Consider the following 16773-nt stretch of genomic DNA (forward strand, 5'->3'; position numbering starts at 1 on the left):
ACCTCCGTCACCGTCCCGAGTCGGCCAGCCCGGCCAGCACCCCCGCATGGCACGGCAGCGGCGCGCACCAGCAGGCCAGCGTCAGTCCGCGCAGCTCCGGCACCAGGGCCAGCAGGTCGGGGCGCTCCAGCAGATACGCCCGGTACTTCGCCATCACCTCCGCGCGCGTGCCGTCCCGAAGGCGCGTGGGGGTGTCGTAGGCGAAGGGGTTGTAGAGCGGGTGCCGGGGGAGGTCCCAGCCGCCGAGGGTCCAGCGGCGGCCTACGTAGACGAGGTCCTCGGGGGCGAGTTCCAGGCGGGGGCCGAAGTCGTGGATGCGGCCCCTGACGTTGATCACCCGCGTGGTCATGGGGAGTTACGCCGCCGGGCCCTCGTAGGGGAGGAGGTCGGGGCGCTTGGGGGAGAGGCCGTCGCCGGAGGAGCGGCCGGTGAGGCGGCGGCCTATCCAGGGGAGCAGGTACTGGCGGGTGAAGCGGACGTCGGCGACTCGGCGGGCGGTCCAGTTCGGGGGCGGGGTCGGCGGCATCGGCGTACGCCACTCCGGGTCCTCGGCCTCGTAGCCGAGGGTCTGCCACGCGGCCTCGGCGACCCGGCGGTGGCCCTCATCCGTGAGGTGGAGGCGGTCGACGTCCCACGCGCGCGGGTCGGCGAGTGAGGGGGCGCCGTACAGGTCCACGACGAGGGCGCCGTGCCGGGCGGCGAGGTCGTCGACGCAGGCGAAGAGCTCCTCCATGCGCGGGCGGAAGCGCTCCAAGACCGGGCCCTGGCGGCCGGGGCTGCGCATCAGCACCAGGTGCTTGCAGGCGGGCGTGAGGCGTTCGACGGCCTCCTCCATCAGGGCGCGCACCCTGCCCATGTCGCACTTGGGGCGCAGGGTGTCGTTCAGGCCGCCCACCAGCGTGATCACGTCGGGCTGCATGGCTGCCGCCGGGCCGACCTGCTCGTCGACGATCTGCGCGATCAGTTTGCCGCGCACGGCGAGGTTGGCGTAGCGGAAGCCGGGCTTCCGGGCGGCCATCCGTCCGGCGAGGAGGTCGGCCCAGCCCCGGTAGGTGCCGTCCGGGAGCCGGTCCGACATGCCCTCGGTGAAGGAGTCGCCGATCGCGACCAGGCTGGTGTGCGTGGGATTCGTCTGCATGGCGACGAAGATGATATCCCGCGTCCATACCCGCCGGTCGGTGACCCTCCACCGATGCTCGCCGTGCCTACGCTCGCTGCCCGAACAACTCCCGCAGCACGTCCTCCATGGTGACAAGACCGGTCAGCCGGCCCTCCTCGTCGAGCACCGCCGCGAGGTGCGTACGGCCGCTGCGCATCGCGGTGAGGACGTCGTCCATGGGCGTGCTCTCCCGGATGTTCGCGATGGAGCGCATGTCCTCCACCTTGAACGGCTCGTCGCGCGGCGAGGCGTCGAACGCGTCCTTGACGTGGAGGTAGCCGATGATCCGGCGCTCGCCGTCCACCACCGGGAAGCGGGAGAAGCCGGACTCGGCCGACAGCACCTCCAGCTCGGCCGGTGTGATGCCGGCGACCACGTAGTCGACGCGTTCGAGGGGGAGTACGACGTCCCGGACCGGCCTGCTGCCGAGCTCCAGGGCGTCGTTCAGCCGCTCCCTGGCGCGCTCGTCGATGAGGCCCGCCTCGCCGGAGTCCCGGACGATCCGGGCGAGTTCGGTGTCCGAGAAGGTCGCCGTGACCTCGCCCTTGACCTCGACGCGCAGCAGCTTGAGCAGCGTGTTGGCGAACGCGTTGATCGTGAAGATCACCGGCCGCAGAGCTCGGGAGAGGGCCACCAGCGGCGGTCCCAGCAGCAGCGCGCTGCGCACCGGCTCGACCAGGGCGATGTTCTTCGGCACCATCTCGCCGAGCAGCATGTGCAGATAGGTCGCCAAGGCCAGCGCGATCACGAAGGACACCGCATGGCCCGCGCTCTCCGGGACGCCGACCGCGCGGAACACCGGTTCCAGCAGATGCGCGATCGCCGGCTCGGCGACGATGCCGAGCACCAGCGTGCACAGCGTGATGCCGAGCTGGGCCGCGGCCAGCAGCACGGACACCTGCTCCAGACCCCACAGCACGCTCTTCGCGCGCCGGTCGCCCTGCTCGGCGTGCGGCTCGATCTGGCTGCGGCGCACCGAGATCAACGCGAACTCGGCGCCCACGAAGAAGGCGTTGACGACCAGCGTCGCCAACCCGATCAGCAGTTGTACGGCGGTCACAGCTCCCCCTTCGCGGAGTCGGAATCGGAGTCAGGACCCGATGTGTCGAGCGGCGCGTGCAGTAGCAGCCGCGCGGCCCGCCGCCCCGACGCGTCCACCACGTCGATCCGCCACCCGGCGACCTCGACGGTGTCACCGACCTCCGAAATCCGCCCCAGCTCGGTGGCGACCAGACCGGCCAGCGTCTCGTACGGCCCCTCGGGCGCCCGCAGCCCGACGCGCGCGAGCTGGTCCATCCGGGCGGCGCCGTCCGCCGAGTACAGCGCGCGGCCCTCGTCGTCCGTCCCGGCCGGGGCCAGGTCGGGCGTCTCGTGCGGGTCGTGCTCGTCCCGCACTTCTCCTACGACCTCCTCGACGATGTCCTCCAGGGTCGCGACCCCCGCCGTACCGCCGTACTCGTCGATGACGACGGCCATCGTGCGCTTGCCGGACAGCCGGTCCAGGAGGCGGTCCACGGTGAGGGATTCCGGGACGAGGAGGGGTTCGCGCAACACGTCGGAGAGGGGGAAACGGGACCGCTGGTCCGCCGGTACCGCCAGGACGTCCTTGATGTGCACGGTGCCGACGACGTCGTCGAGGCTGCCGCGGTAGACCGGGAAGCGGGACAGCCCGGTCGCCCGGGTCGCGTTGGCCACGTCCTCGCAGGTCGCCTGGGTGTCGAGGGCGACGACCTGGACGCGGGGCGTCATCACGTTCTCCGCGGTGAGGTCGGCGAGGTTCAGGGTCCGGACGAACAGTTCGGCGGTGTCCGGCTCCAGGGCGCCCTGCTTGGCGGAGTGCCGGGCCAGCGCGGCCAGCTCCTGCGGCCCCCGCGCGGAGGCCAGCTCCTCGGCCGGCTCCAGGCCGAAGGCCCGCACCACGTGGTTGGCGGTGTTGTTCAGATGGCTGATGAACGGACGGAACGCGGCACTGAACCAGCGCTGCGCGTTGCCCACCCGTTTGGCCACGGCCAGCGGCGAGGAGATCGCCCAGTTCTTCGGCACCAGCTCGCCGACGACCATCAGGAACACCGTCGACAGTGCCGTGCCCAGCACCAGCGCGACGGACTTCGACGCGGAGTGCGAGATGCCCAGCGACTCCAGGGGGCCCGCGATGAGTGCGGCGATCGACGGCTCGGAGAGCATGCCGACGACCAGGTTGGTGACCGTGATGCCGAGCTGGGCACCGGAGAGCTGGAAGGTCAGATTCCGTACGGCCTTCAGGGCACCGGAGGCGCCCCGCTCGCCGCGCTCAACCGCGCGCTCCAGTTCGCCGCGCTCCACGGTGGTCAGCGAGAACTCGGCCGCGACGAAGGCGCCGCAGAGGAGCGAGAGCAGGATCGCCACCAGCAGCAGAAGCACTTCGGTCATCGGGTCACCTCCGTCCCATGATCGGACAGGGCAGGGAGGTTCGCGCGATGTCGCGTACTGGGAGGCTCGCCCATGGGCGGACGCTCACACCTTTCGAGGAGATGCAGAAGTTCCGGGTCGTCCGCCAATGGTAAAGGATGGGCAAAGCGTTCAGGTGGTGAGGTGCTTCACCCAGCGCCGCCAGTGGTCCTCGCGTGCATACCCCGCCGCGCGCCACGCATGCTGCCCGGTCTCGTTGCGTTCCAGCACCATCGCGTCCCCGCGCCGCCCGCCGAGCGCCACGAACCGCTCCTCGGCCGCCGTGAGCAGCGCCGAGCCGATGCCCCGGCGGCGCTGCTCCGGGTGCACGGCCAGCCGGTAGAGGTGACAGCGCCAGCCGTCGAAGCCGGCGATCACGGACCCGACGAGCCGCCCGTCGCGCTCCGCGAGGATCAGCGCGTCCGGGTCCCGGTCGATGAGCCGGGCCACGCCGTCGCGGTCGTCGCTGATGCTCGTCCCTTCGGCGGCCTCGCGCCAGAACGCCAGCACGGCGTCGATGTCGGTACGGGCCGCGCTGCGGATATGAAGATCACTCATGGGAGGAGCCAAGCAGAGGGCCGGCGGGTGCGGCGAGCGGATTTCGGCGAAGTTCCTCGACGACCGGCGCGAATGCCTCCAGGAGCGGCTCCAGCACGGTGAGATAGGAGAACCCGTACCGGTCGCGCAGCGCGCGCAGCTTCGAGGTGATGTGGTCCAGGGTGCCGACCAGCATCACGGGGAGGTCCAGCACCTGCTCCAGGGTGAGGTCCGGCCGACGCTCCAGCAGCGGACCGAGCGCGCCCGCGGGGTCGTCCGTCACCGCCACCATCTGGATCAGCAGGTTGAGTTCGGCGGGTTCCGCCCGCCCGGCCGCGAACTCCCGGTAGCGGGCGACCCGTTGAGCGAACTCGGTGGAGTCGACCGGCGCCAGCTTGCCCTCCGTGTCGCCCGGCACCAGCCGCGCACCCGTGAACGCCGCGATGTCCGCGTGCTCGGCGGTCAGACGCAGCACGCGGTCGCCGTTGCCGCCCAGGAGCAGCGGTACCCGGCACTCCGGGGTGCCCAGTAGTCGATCCAACTCCTCGACCGTACGCCGGAGATGATCCACGCGTTCGCCCGGCGAACCGAAGGGCAGCCCCGCCGTGTCGTGCTCCGCCTGGATGTAGCCGGTGCCAAGGCCGAGTTCGAGGCGACCGCCGGTCAGGTCGTTGGTTGTCGCGACCTCGCGGGCCAGCAGAGTCGGGTTCCAGAAGCCCGCGTTGAGCACGAACGTGCCCACCCGTGGCCGCTCGGTGGCGTCCGCCGCCGCGACCAGCGCCGGGAACGGCGCGACCATGCCCAGATGGTCGGGGACCAGGATCACGTCGTAGCCGAGTTCCTCGACGCGTCGGCATCTCGCGCGCCACTCGCCGGCGGGCGCGGACGTGAGCAGACTGGCCCCGAAGCGGAACGGGCGCGGCATGAACTCTCCTTAGCAGCGGGGACTTCAGAACGACCGTCGCGATTCCGTCACTCGTGCGCGATCGCCGCCAGCACGTTCATACGCGACGCGCGCAGCGCCGGCAGCAGTGCCGCCACGATGCCGACCACCGCCGAGCCGATGACGACCGCGACGATCGTGGTCCAGGGGACCGCGAGCGCCTTCATGCCCTGGAGCGCCAGGACTTGCTGTGCGCAGACGCCCCACACCAGGCCGAGACCTAGCCCCAGCACCGCGCCGAACACCGCGATGACCACCGACTCCAGCCGGATCATCCGCCGGAGCTGACGCCGTCCGAGGCCGATCGCGCGCAGCAGGCCGATCTCGCGGGTGCGCTCGACGACCGACAGGGCAAGGGTGTTGACCACGCCGAGCACCGCGATGACGATGGCCAGCCCGAGCAACGCGTAGACGAGATACAGCAGTACGGCGATCTGGTCGTGGACCAGCTTCTTGTAGTCGGCCTCGTCGCGGACCTGCACCTGCGGATAGGGCTTCAGCGTCGTGTCCAGTGCCTTGCGGAGCTGGTCGGCGCCGGTGCCGGAGGCGGCGTTCACATACAGCGCGGAGTCCTGGCCGTTCGGTACGTACTTCTCGGCCGTGGCGATCCCGAAGAACAGCCCGCCCTGCGTCCCGAACCCGTCCGCCGAGTCCTGGTCGCTGAGCGCGCCCACCGTCAGCTGTGTGGTGCGTCCGCCCGGGAACTCGACGGGGAGCACGCTGCCCAGCCGTACGTCGTGGTCCTTCGCGAAGTCGACGTCCATGGCGAGGTGTCCGGCCGCGAGCGCCGAAGTCGTGTTCCCCTGGGCGTACTTGATGTGGGCGACGTCGTCGAGCGGGGTGTCGTAACCGGCGGCCGTCGTCTCCACCCGCTTGCCGTCCGGCAGCCGGACCGCGAGCGGCGCGAAGCGGGCGCGTACGACGAGGCCGACGCCGTCGGTGGCGCGCACATGGTCCGTGACCTCCTTGGAGAACGGCACGAAGCTGCCGTTCTGGATCACGAAGTCGGAGCCCAGGGTCTTGTCGATCTGCTGGTCGAAGGACTTGGACATGGAGGCGCTCGCCACCGACATCCCGCCGACCAGGGCCAGGCCCACCATCAGGGCCGCCGCGGTGGCGCCCGTACGGCGCGGGTTGCGCAGGGCGTTGCGCTGGCTCATCCGGCCGACCGAGCCGAACAGGGCGGGGAAGGCACCGCCCAGCACCCGGATCATCGGGCGCACCAGGAGCGGGCCCGCGATCACGGTCGCGATCAGGGTCAGTACGATCCCGAGCCCCAGGAGCGAGGCGGCCGAGGTGGTCTTCGTCGCGGCCGCGCAGCCCGCGAGCGCGGCCACGCCGATCGCGCCGACGATCGAACCCACTACGGCCCGCACCCTCAACGGCCGCCCCACACCGGCGACTTCGGCGTCCGCGAGGGCCGCCATCGGCGAGACCGTCGCGGCCCGCCGGGCCGGGAGATACGCGGCGACGAAGGTGACGCCGACGCCGACGACGTACGCTGCCACGGGAGTCGGCCAACTCACCACCATCTCCGTGGTCTTGAGGTTCATGCCGAACGCGGTCATGAGTTTGATCAGCCCGGCCGCGAGTCCGATACCGGCCGCCAGACCGAGCGTCGAACCGACCAGGCCGAGCAGCAGCGCCTCGGTGAGCACCGAGCGCCGCACCTGCTTGCGGTCGGCGCCGAGGGCGCGCAACAGGCCCAGTTCGCGGGTGCGTTGGGCGATCAGCATCGAGAACGTGTTGACGATCAGGAACACACCGACCAGGACAGCGATACCGGCGAAGCCCAACATCACGTACTTGATGACGTCGAGGAAGCCGCCCAGGTCGGCAGCGGCCGACTTGGCCTGCTCGTCGGCGGTCTTGATGTCGTAGGAGCCGGACGAACCGATCGCGGCGGCCACCCGCTGCTTGAGCACGGCGTCGGACACACCCTTGGCCGCGTCCACCGAGATGCTGGTGGCACGGTCGGACGCGCCGAGGAGTTGGGACTTCGCGGTGGCGGGGTCGAGGAAGACCAGCGCGGCACCGGGGTTGGTGGTGGTGAAGGTGGCGATGCCGACGATCTCGACCTTGAAGCTGCCGGGCTGCGCCTGCACGGTCAGCGTGTCGCCGATCTTGACGTGCTTGTTGTCTGCGGTGTCCGCGTCCAGGAGGGCCTGGCCGGCGCCCTGCGGGGCGTGTCCCGAGGTCAGTTTCACCGGGCTGCGGTCGGTGAGGTACCAGTCGGTGGCGATGGTGGGCGCGCCCGTGGTCGGCCCGACCGACTTGTCCTTGCCGTCGACGACCACGATGTTCTGCACGGACACGTCGGCGTGCGTCGCGGCGACCCCGGCCACCTTCGCCACCTGCCCGGCCAGCGCGGCGGGCACGGTCTCGGTCGCGCCGGTGGGCACCGAGGACTTGAGGTCCTGCTTCGGCTCCACGGTCACATCGGCGGACGTGGAGGCGAAGAGGCGGTCGAAGGTACGGGTCACCGTGTCGGAGAAGATCAGACTGCCGGCCACGAACGCCACCGACAGCACGACGGCCAGCGCCGAGAGCAGCAGCCTTCCCTTGTGCGCGAGGAAGCTCCGGAGGGTCGCCTTCAGCACGGGTTCAGTCCTTGTCCTCGGTCTGTGGCAGCGGCCCGTCGAGCTGCCCCCTGGCCAGGTCGAAGCCGGGGGTCTGGGGGTCTCCCCCAGAAAAGAGGCGCATGCGCTCCAGCACGCCCTCCGCCGTGGGCCGCTCCATCTCATCCACGATCCGCCCGTCCGCGAGGAAGAGCACCAGGTCGGAGTGGGCGGCGGCGCCCGGGTCATGGGTGACCATGACCACGCTCTGCCCCAGGCTGTCCACCGCGTCACGCAGGAAGCCGAGCACCTCAAGACCGGCCCGTGAGTCGAGGTTGCCGGTCGGCTCGTCCGCGAAGATCAGCTCGGGCCGGGAGGCGAGCGCCCGCGCGCAGGCCACCCGCTGCTGCTGGCCGCCGGACAACTGGGACGGCCGGTGCTTGAGGCGGTCCCGCAGCCCCAGCGTGTCGATGACCTGGTCCAGCCACTTCTGGTCCGGCTTCTGGCCGGCGATGTCCATGGGCAGGGTGATGTTCTCGGCCGCGTTGAGGGTCGGGATGAGGTTGAACGACTGGAACATGAACCCGATCCGGTCGCGGCGCAGCCGGGTCAGCTCGCGGTCCTTCAGGCCCGTTATCTCGGTGTCGCCGAGCCACACCTGCCCGGCCGAGACGGTGTCGAGCCCCGCCAGGCAGTGCATCAGCGTGGACTTCCCGGAGCCCGAAGGCCCCATGACGGCGGTGAAACGGCCGCGCGCGATGTCCACGTCCACCGCGTCCAGGGCGAGCACGGTCGTCTCGCCCGAGCCGTACGCCTTGGTCAGACCGCGGGCGCGGGCCGCGATCCGGCCGGCCGAGGCCTGGCCCGGGGCGTGCTCCGCTGCAGGTGTGGACAAGACGGCCTCCTGGAGTTCCCTCGCTCGTGGACGTGCCCGGCTCCGTACTCCCGGCCGAGCCTAGTGTGACGCGGCGCACACCCGATATCCCCCGTGCGGCCGAGGCGGTCTCCGCCCCAGGTCGGGCCCCCGATACCGGTGTAAGGGGCACTCTCCACCCACCGGACGAGCCCTTGCCTCTGCTAGCAATTCGGCGCTAGCGTCTAGGTATGGCGAAGACCCAGCTGAACGTACGCGTGGACGAGGGCACCGCCCGCGCGGCGCGTGAGCGTGCCCTGGCCCGTGGAATGAGCGTCAACCGCTACATAGAAGAGCTGGTCAGACAGGACACCGGAGAGGTCGGCCACACCTTCGTCGAGGCCGCCGCCGACTTCATGAAGCAGTACGAGTCCGTCTTCGCCGACGAGTTCGGCGCCGACGGGGAGAGCACCCGCGAAGGTCGCCGCTGATCCCTTGAACAACCTCAGGATCGACCTCGCCTGGCTGCTGATGCTCGCCGAACAGAAGACACCCGGAGACCCCCAGGTCACCGACTGGGGCGCGCTCGTCGCCGCCGTAGCCCGCCACCAGGCCGACATATTCGACGTCCCCGTCTACGACAGCCCGCACGCGCGCGCCGCCGCGTTACTCCAACTCCTCATCCACGTCCCCGCGTTGGAGCGCTCCAACGCCCTCTTCGCCTCGGCCGTCGCCTACGCGTACCTCGTCGCCAGCGGCCTGAAGGTCATCACCTCGCCCGAACAGGTCCGCGATCTGGCCCGGTTGGTGAAGAGCGGCGAGGCGTCGGTCGACGACATCGCCCACGAACTGCGCCGGTGGAGCCTGTGATCACCCGTCCGCGACCGGGCGCCAGGCCGTACCCAGGACGCAGTACGACGTCGGCAGCGCGGGCCCCTTCTCCGGGATCAACACCCGCCGGTACGGCCCGAGTTCGAACCCCGCCTCGCGCAGCGCGGCGACCGGCTCGCGGGCCAGATGGCAGCCTCCGTTCAGCGGCGGCCACAGCGTGCGGTCCAGGGCGCGCTGGGTGAACGTCATCGCCGGTCCGCCGCCCCGGCCGTGCTCGAAGAACCGCACGACTCCGCCGGGCCGCAGCACCCGCCGTGCCTCCGCGAGCGCCCGCGGCACATCGCGCACGCTGCACAGCACCAGCGAGAGCACGACCGCGTCGAAGGCCTCGCTCTTGACGGGCAGCTTCTCCGCCGCGCCCGGCACCACGTCGACGGGCACCTCGGAGCGGCGAGCGGACTCCACGGCAAGCTGCCGCAGAGTCCGCTCGGGCTCGATCGCGACCACCTCCGAGACGGCGCTCGGGTAGTGCGCGAAGTTCAGCCCGTTCCCGGCGCCGATCTCGATCACCCGCCCGGAGAGCCCGGCGAGCAGCCGGTCCCGCATTCCGGCCAGGCCGAACCGTGACTCGGCGCGCACACTGAGACGGGCGTAGTAGCGGGCGAACAGTGGGTGGTGGACGGCGTCCCGCGGCAGAGTGCCGGAGCCTGCGGACCGTAGCGGCATGGCGACCTCCCGGGCAGGACCGGACCGGAACCGGTCCCTACCGGGATTGTCCCCCCTGCCGCCCTTGACCACCCCCGCTGCCGCCGGGGAAGGACCGGGGCCGGGTCAGGAGATGAAGTCCCGGACCTGCTCGTAGACGCCGTGGTCGTTGTTCATGTTCGTGTGCGAGATGCACCCGACGTCGACATTGGTCGCGCCGCTCAGTTCGGCCGAGGTGTCCGGGTTGATCGCCTCGTCGCAGTCCGACCAGTAGGCCGCGTACGACACACTGCCGGGCGTCTCGTCATCGGAGTTGAGCGCGGTGAGGAAGGAACTCCCGGTCTGCATCTCCTTGCAGGACGTGTACAGCCAGCCGCACAGCGAGGCGATGGAGGTGCCGTGGTTGACCCCGGCGACGGACACGAAGTGGTCCACGTACGACGTGCCGCCCAGGTTCTTGAGGAAGTAGCGGGAGCTGAGCGTCCCCATGGAGTGACCGACGATGTCGACCTTCGACGCCCCGGTCTGCGCGAGCACGCTCTTGACCTCGGTGGCCAGCTGCGAGGCGGTCGTGACGTTCGACTGCGTCCAGTCGTACGACCACGCGAACAGCTCGGACGAGGAGTAGCCGTCGGCCTCGAAGTCCGCGACCCAGTCGTCCCAGCCGCTCGCCGAACCGCTCAGGCCGTGCACGAAGACGATGGGATCGTGGCTCGCCGCGTGGGCGGGCGTCGAGGCCAGGGAGAGTGACAGAAGGAGCGAGGTGGTCACGGCCGACAGGGCCGTGGCGATGCGACGCTTGTGGCGCTGCATGATGCCTCCTGATACGGGTGGGGTTGTCAGGAGTGTCAGCGGGGGTCTACGCGCGCCGCATCGGCGAAATCGCCGGTCTTTACGTGTGAATTAACTCGCCAGTAACGTCAGTTGTGTGGTGACACCAGTGAACCCCCCACCTCTGGACCGCACTTGGCCACCGTCGCGCACCGACGTGTGGCGAACGCCCGATCCCGCGCTCCCCGAGGGCGTCCGCATCCGACTGCTCCGCGCGGCCTACGGCGACCCCCGCGCCGCCGCCGAACTCCGCTCGCGCCTGACCCCACGCCAGGCCGCGGGACTCGACCCCCTTCCCACCGAACCGGCGTCCCTGGCGCCGGAGTTGCTCAGCCGCCACCGCCGGGAGATCCGAGCCTTGCCCGACGCCACACGCCTGCTCCTGCTGCTCGCCGCCGCCGACCAGTACCCGGTCCCCACCCACGCCTTCCTGCGCGCCGTCGCGGCGGGCCGGCTCGACACCCGGCCCCTGGAAGCCGCCGAGACCGCAGGGGTCGCGCAGGCGACAGCCGGCGGCATCGTGTTCCGTGACGCCTGGACGAGGATCGCCGCGTACGAGACCGGGTCCCCGGCGGACCGGCGGGACGTCCACCGGCTGCTGGCGCGGGTGTTGCGCGCCGAGGGCGAGACGCCTCGCCGCTCCTGGCACCGGGGCGCGGGCGCGCTCGGCCCCAGTGTGCGGCTCACCGCGGAACTCCGGACGGCGGCGGGGAAGGCACGGGCGACGGGTGAACACGCCCTCGCCTGCGCCCTGGTGGAACGCGCCGCCGCCCTCTCCCGCGACCCCCGCGAACACTCCCGCCTCCTCGACCGCGCCGCCGGTGACGCCTGGCAGTCCGGCGAGGGCGACCGGGCCCGAAGACTCGCCGCCGCGACGGACAGCGACGCGCTGAACGGGGTGTTCGCGCTGCGGTCCGGCAACGCGGCGGAGGCGTTCGACGCGTTGCTGGTCGCGGTGGCGCGACGGGGGGCCGAGGAGTCGGTGGCGGGGGCCCACCTGAGGGAGACGCCCCGGACTCCCGCCCCGGATCACGCGGTTCACCTCCTCGCCCGGGCCACCGAGGCCGCCGTCTACACCGGGGACCTGAGACGCTGCCGGGAGGCGGCAGCCGTCGCCTCCCGGCTCGGGATCGTGCCGCACGGGACGCTCGGGGGACTGGCCGCCGCCTTCGAGGGGCGGTACGAGGACGCGCGGGACCTGCTGAAGGCCGCCGCCGGAAGATGCGGCCCCGGCGGCGACCCCACCCTCCTCGTCCACGCCGGCATCGCCGCCCTGATGCTCGGCGACCACACCCGCGCCACCACCGCCACCGTGCGGGCGGCGGCCTCGGCCCGGGCGCGCGGCGCGACGGTGATCGTGGCGCAGGCGATGGAGTTCCGGGCGTACGCCGAGTTCTGGACCGGGCACTCGCGAGCCGCCGAGACGGCAGCGGCGGACGCCCTGTGGCAGGCCCACGCCACCGGTCAGGACAACGGCGCCTGCCATCTCCAAGCGGCCCTCGCGATGTTCGCGGCGCTCACCGGCGACGCGGACCTGTGCCGGGAACGCGCCGCCGCCGCCCGCTCGTACGCCCTCGGCCACGGCCTGGGACTGGCCGCCGCGCTCGCCCAATGGGCGCTCGCCTACCTCGACTTGTGCAGCGGACGCTTCGCCGCCGCCGCGGCCCGGCTGCGCGCGCTCGCCGGATTCGGCCCGGGCCACGGCCACCGCGCGATCCGCCACCTGGCCACCCCGCACTACGTCGAGGCCGCCGCCCGCAGCGGCGACACCCGTATCGCCCGCGCCGCGCACGCCGACTACGACCGCTGGGCCCGTGCCGTGCGCAGCCCCGACGACCTCGCCCTCAGCGCCCGCTGCCGGGCCCTGCTCGCCCCCGGCGACGAAGCCGTGGAGCACTACCGCACCGCCCTCGACCTGCACGCGCGCGGCACCCGCGACTTCGAACGGGCCCGCACCGAGCTGCTGTTCGGCGGCGCCCTGCGCCGACTGCGCCGCCGCACCGAGGCCCGCGACCGCCTGCACACCTCACTGGAGGCCTTCGAGTCCTTCGGCGCCCCGCACTGCGCGGCCCAGGCACGAGCCGAACTCCGCGCCCTCGGCACACCCGTGGGCGCGACCGCCCTCCCTACACCTGCCGCTCGCCTGACGGCCCAGCAACTGATGGTCGCCCGCATGGCCGCCGACGGCGCCACCAACCGCGAGATCGCCGTCCGCCTCGCCCTCAGCCCCCGCACCATCGACCATCATCTGCGCGGTGTCTTCAGCCGGTTGGGCATCCGCTCCCGGATCGAACTGGTACGGCTGCTGGCGGAAGGGGAGGCGTCCTGAAGCCCCCGGATCTGCCGCCCGGCACACACGTCCCGGCGGGAGGTGTGGCGCCCAAGGAGCCGCTGGAAGAGGCGGTGTTGCGGGAAGTCGCGGAGGAGCGCGGGCTGACCTGCGTGCGCGTGCTGCGCCCGATCGCGGAGGAGCACACCCCGCACCCGATCCGCCGCTTTCCGCGCCACACCACCTTCTTCGAAATGGAAGCGGACGGCGACGCGGAGGTGCCGGACATGTGGGACCACCAGGTGACGGGCACGGGGCGCGACAACGGCATGACCTTCCACTGCCGTTTCGAGTCGCTGCCCCTGGATTTCCCCTTGGCGGATGGTCAGGACGCCTGGCTGGACCGGCTGGAGGCCTGAACGCCGTCCGGTTCCGGTGCCTCGCGCACCCCGAACCCCTCCGCGTCCCACGCCCCGTCAAGCCGCGGGGCCAGCCAACTCGGCGCCGCAGCACGGAAGTCGGCAGGGGCGAGGGCCCCGGCCCCCTCCGGCAGCGCGCCGAGCAGTGGTGCGCCGGACACCTCCGGCAGGTCGGCGACGTTGCAACGCGACGCGAGATCAGGAGTGGTGGGCCAGCTGCCGATGACCACGCCCAGCAAGTCGAGCCCCTGGGAACGGAGTTCACGGGCCGTCAGTTCCGTGGTGTTCAGGGTGCCCAGGCCCGCCGACGCCACGACCAGGACCGGTGCGCCCAGCAGCCGCGCCGCGTCCGCCAGCGTGCCACCCTCCGCGTCGAACCGTACGAGCAGCCCGCCCGCGCCCTCGACCAGGACGAGGTCGTGCTCGGTGGCCAACTTCTGGGCGGCTTCCGCTACTTCGCGCGGACGGACCGGAGGCATACCGGCCCTGCGGGCCGCCGTGCCAGGCGCCAACGGCTCGGGGTAGCGGGCGAGTTCGGCCGCCGTCACGGCGCCCGCGAGCCTCGCGACCTCGTCGGCGTCGCCGCGCTCGTCCGGCCGTAGACCCGTCTGGGCGGGTTTCAGGACGGCCACCGTGCGGCCGGCCGCGAGGGCCGTCGCGGCTACGGCGGCCGTGGTGATCGTCTTGCCGACCTCCGTGCCCGTGCCCGTGATCACCAGTACCGGCATGTCATCCCTCCCGTGCCGCCGCGCACACCGCGCGGGCGATCCGAGCCAGGTCGGCGTCGCCCGTGACGTACGGCGGCATCGTGTAGACGAGGTCGCGGAACGGCCGTAGCCACACGCCCTCGCGTACGGCCGCGTCCGTGGCGGCCTTCATGTCCACGTCGTGGTCGAGCTGGACCACACCGATGGCGCCGAGGACGCGGACGTCCCGGACGCCGGGAATCGTGGTTGCCGGGGCGAGGCCCTCCCGCAGGGCCGCCTCGATGCGCTTGACCTCCGTCAACCAGTCCTGGTTCAGGAGGAGTTCGATCGACGCACAGGCCACGGCCGCCGCCAGCGGGTTGCCCATGAAGGTCGGGCCGTGGGCCAGGACCGGCACCTCGCCCCGCGAGATGCCGTCCGCCACGCGGGGCGTGCACAGCGTCGCCGCCATGGTCATGTAGCCGCCGGTCAGCGCCTTGCCCACGCACATCACGTCCGGCGTCACCGCCGCGTGCTCCGCCGCGAACAACGCCCCCGTACGGCCGAAACCCGTCGCGATCTCGTCGAACACCAGCAGCACGTCATGCGCGACGCACGCCTCGCGCAGCACCCGCAGATACGCGGGGGAGTGGAACCGCATCCCGCCCGCGCCCTGCACCACCGGCTCCACGATCACCGCGGCCAGCTCGTGCGCGTGGCGTTCGATCAGCTCGCGGAGATGGACGGCGTACGACTCGTCGTATTCGGTCGGAGGCGCGTCGGCGAAGACCTGCCGCGGCAGTACTCCCGACCACAGTTCGTGCATCCCGCCCTCGGGGTCGCACACCGACATCGGCTGCCAGGTGTCCCCGTGGTAGCCGCCGCGCCAGGTCAGCAGGCGCTGTTTCGCGGGGCGGCCGAGCGAGCGCCAGTACTGGAGGCACATCTTCACCGCGACCTCGACCGACACCGAGCCCGAGTCGGCCAGGAACACGTGCTCCAGCCCCTCGGGCGACATGTCGACAAGGAGCTTCGCCAGGCGTACGGCGGGCTCGTGCGTGAGCCCGCCGAACATCACGTGGCTCATCCGGCCCAGCTGCTCGCGCGCGGCCTCGTTGAGCACGGGGTGGTTGTAGCCGTGGATCGCCGACCACCAGGACGACATCCCGTCGACCAACTCGCCCGATCCGTCAGCCAGCCGGAGCCGGACCCCGCTCGCCGATTCCACGACGAGCGGTTCGACACGGCCGGGCATCGGACCGTACGGATGCCAGACGTGCCGACGGTCCAGCTCCAGCAGCTCCGGGACGGGCAGGCGGCCGGTCGGGTCAGGCATTGGGCGCGAGATCCGTTCCGGCACCTCGACGGCGTACGGCGACCAGGTCCCGACGGACCTCGTCGACCTGCGGCGCGGGCGTGGAAGCGGGGGCCGAGCCACAGACGCCGGCGCCCTCGTGCGAGTCGCAGCCCCCGCAGGCTCCCTCATGGGACCCGCAGCCACCCGCCGCAGCCCGGTGCTCCGGCAGCGTCACCTCGCCCGCGCCCTCCACCTCGAACCCCGCGTCCGCGATCATCTCCAGGTCGGCGTGGCCGGCCTGGCCCTCGGACGTCAGATAGTCGCCGAGGAAGATCGAGTTGGCGAGGTTCAGGGCGAGGGGCTGCATCGTGCGCAGGTGGACCTCACGGCCGCCCGCGATGCGCACCTCGACGTCCGGGCACACGAACCGCACCATCGCGAGGATGCGCAGACACCGCTGCGGGGTGAGGTGCCACTCCTGGGCGAGCGGGGTGCCCTCCATCGGGATCAGGAAGTTCACCGGCACCGAGTCCGGGTCGAGGTCGCGCAGCGAGAAGACGACGTCGACCAGGTCCTCGTCCGTCTCGCCCATGCCGGCGATCAGGCCGGAGCAGGCGGAGAGCCCGGCCGCGTGCGCCTTCTGCACGGTGTCGACGCGGTCGGCGTACGTGTGGGTGGTCGTGATGTCCCCGTACGTCGACTCGGACGTGTTGAGGTTGTGGTTGTAGGCGTCCGCGCCCGCGTCGCGCAGCCGGTCGGCCTGGCCGTCGGAGAGCAGGCCGAGGCAGGCGCACACCTCGACCCCCTCGTTCTGGTCCTTGATCGCCTTGATGGTGCCCGCGACCCGGTCCACGTCCCGGTCGGTCGGGCCCCGGCCGGAGGCCACCAGACAGACCCGCTTGGCGCCACCCGCCACACCGGCCGCCGCGGCCTTCGAGGCGTCGTCGGGTTTCAGCCACGTGTACTTCAGGATGTCGGCCTTGGAGCCGAGCCGCTGCGAGCAGTACGAGCAGTCCTCGGGGCACAGGCCGGACTTCAGGTTGACGAGGTAGTTGAGCTTCACCCGTCGGCCGAACCAGTGCCGGCGCACCTTTCCGGCCGCGGCCACGACGTCCAGCAGGTCGTCGTCGGAGGTGGCGAGGACGGCGAGTGCTTCGGCGCGGGTCGGCAGCTCGCGCCGAAGCCCCTTGTCCACGAGCGTGTTCAGCAGGTCCATGAGTCCCGATCCTGTCCTACGGGACCGCCCTCGGCCAAGGAG

Annotated in this window: 17 protein-coding genes; 4 read left to right on the forward strand and 13 right to left on the reverse strand. The window is 71.8% G+C overall.

The genetic code is table 11. The features are described 5' to 3' along the window. Positions 1–7 precede the first annotated feature (7 nt). From OH768_RS44350 to OH768_RS44385, 8 genes are all read right to left on the reverse strand, one after another. The gene (locus OH768_RS44350) at positions 8–349 is read right to left on the reverse strand and encodes a DUF4326 domain-containing protein (RefSeq protein WP_406462341.1); all 342 of its coding nucleotides are present in this window, start codon (positions 347–349) and stop codon (positions 8–10) included. A 6-nt stretch (positions 350–355) separates the two neighbouring features. Next, on the reverse strand, positions 356–1138 hold the full coding sequence (locus OH768_RS44355) for an SGNH/GDSL hydrolase family protein (RefSeq protein ID WP_406462343.1): 783 nt from the start codon (positions 1136–1138) through the stop codon (positions 356–358). A gap of 67 nt (positions 1139–1205) precedes the next feature. Continuing rightward, positions 1206–2219: a hemolysin family protein gene (locus OH768_RS44360; RefSeq protein WP_406462345.1), complete on the reverse strand. Its 1014-nt coding sequence runs from the start codon at positions 2217–2219 to the stop codon at positions 1206–1208. Next, entirely contained in the window at positions 2216–3568 is a 1353-nt protein-coding gene (locus OH768_RS44365) for a hemolysin family protein (RefSeq protein WP_406462346.1), read from the reverse strand. The genes OH768_RS44360 and OH768_RS44365 overlap by 4 nt, the downstream gene beginning before the upstream one ends. A 150-nt stretch (positions 3569–3718) precedes the next feature. After that, positions 3719–4144: a GNAT family N-acetyltransferase gene (locus OH768_RS44370; RefSeq protein WP_406462347.1), complete on the reverse strand. Its 426-nt coding sequence runs from the start codon at positions 4142–4144 to the stop codon at positions 3719–3721. After that, the gene (locus OH768_RS44375) at positions 4137–5048 is read right to left on the reverse strand and encodes an LLM class F420-dependent oxidoreductase (RefSeq protein ID WP_406462349.1); all 912 of its coding nucleotides are present in this window, start codon (positions 5046–5048) and stop codon (positions 4137–4139) included. The genes OH768_RS44370 and OH768_RS44375 overlap by 8 nt, the downstream gene beginning before the upstream one ends. 47 nt (positions 5049–5095) lie before the next feature. Further along, entirely contained in the window at positions 5096–7666 is a 2571-nt protein-coding gene (locus tag OH768_RS44380; protein WP_406462351.1) for an ABC transporter permease, read from the reverse strand. 4 nt (positions 7667–7670) lie between these two features. After that, positions 7671–8519: an ABC transporter ATP-binding protein gene (locus OH768_RS44385; protein WP_406462354.1), complete on the reverse strand. Its 849-nt coding sequence runs from the start codon at positions 8517–8519 to the stop codon at positions 7671–7673. Between the two features lie 209 nt (positions 8520–8728). Between OH768_RS44385 and OH768_RS44390 the strand changes: the two genes are divergently transcribed. Together OH768_RS44390 and OH768_RS44395 are read left to right on the forward strand one after the other, a co-directional pair. Next, positions 8729–8968 (forward strand): hypothetical protein, encoded by a 240-nt coding sequence (locus OH768_RS44390; protein WP_043668432.1) that lies wholly within the window; start codon positions 8729–8731, stop codon positions 8966–8968. Positions 8969–8972: 4 nt separating this feature from the next. Next, on the forward strand, positions 8973–9347 hold the full coding sequence (locus OH768_RS44395) for a fic family toxin-antitoxin system, toxin component (RefSeq protein ID WP_406462355.1): 375 nt from the start codon (positions 8973–8975) through the stop codon (positions 9345–9347). On the opposite strand, the gene OH768_RS44400 is transcribed toward OH768_RS44395, so the two are convergent. Further along, on the reverse strand, positions 9348–10034 hold the full coding sequence (locus tag OH768_RS44400; protein ID WP_406462357.1) for a class I SAM-dependent methyltransferase: 687 nt from the start codon (positions 10032–10034) through the stop codon (positions 9348–9350). 105 nt (positions 10035–10139) lie between these two features. Beyond that, entirely contained in the window at positions 10140–10826 is a 687-nt protein-coding gene (locus OH768_RS44405) for an esterase/lipase family protein (protein WP_406462358.1), read from the reverse strand. 118 nt (positions 10827–10944) lie between these two features. On the opposite strand from OH768_RS44405, the gene OH768_RS44410 reads away from it, so the two are divergent. Together OH768_RS44410 and OH768_RS44415 are read left to right on the forward strand one after the other, a co-directional pair. Next, entirely contained in the window at positions 10945–13173 is a 2229-nt protein-coding gene (locus tag OH768_RS44410; RefSeq protein ID WP_406465691.1) for a LuxR C-terminal-related transcriptional regulator, read from the forward strand. A gap of 11 nt (positions 13174–13184) precedes the next feature. Further along, positions 13185–13532, forward strand: a complete 348-nt coding sequence (locus OH768_RS44415) for an NUDIX domain-containing protein (protein WP_406465693.1) — start codon at positions 13185–13187, stop codon at positions 13530–13532. On the opposite strand, the gene bioD is transcribed toward OH768_RS44415, so the two are convergent. The 3 genes from bioD to bioB are packed head-to-tail and all read right to left on the reverse strand — an operon-like array spanning position 13499 to position 16731. Next, on the reverse strand, positions 13499–14260 hold the full coding sequence (bioD, locus tag OH768_RS44420; protein ID WP_406462360.1) for a dethiobiotin synthase: 762 nt from the start codon (positions 14258–14260) through the stop codon (positions 13499–13501). The genes OH768_RS44415 and bioD overlap by 34 nt on opposite strands. Position 14261: 1 nt before the next feature. Further along, a complete protein-coding gene (locus OH768_RS44425; protein ID WP_406462362.1) occupies positions 14262–15554 on the reverse strand; it encodes an adenosylmethionine--8-amino-7-oxononanoate transaminase in 1293 nt (430 codons plus the stop codon). Continuing rightward, positions 15547–16731 carry a biotin synthase BioB gene (gene bioB, locus OH768_RS44430; RefSeq protein WP_406462364.1) on the reverse strand — a complete coding sequence of 395 codons (1185 nt, stop codon included), beginning with the start codon at positions 16729–16731 and terminating at the stop codon, positions 15547–15549. The genes OH768_RS44425 and bioB overlap by 8 nt, the downstream gene beginning before the upstream one ends. Positions 16732–16773 lie beyond the last annotated feature (42 nt).

The sequence above is a fragment of the Streptomyces sp. NBC_01622 genome (genome assembly GCF_045209635.1).
Classification (GTDB): domain Bacteria; phylum Actinomycetota; class Actinomycetes; order Streptomycetales; family Streptomycetaceae; genus Streptomyces.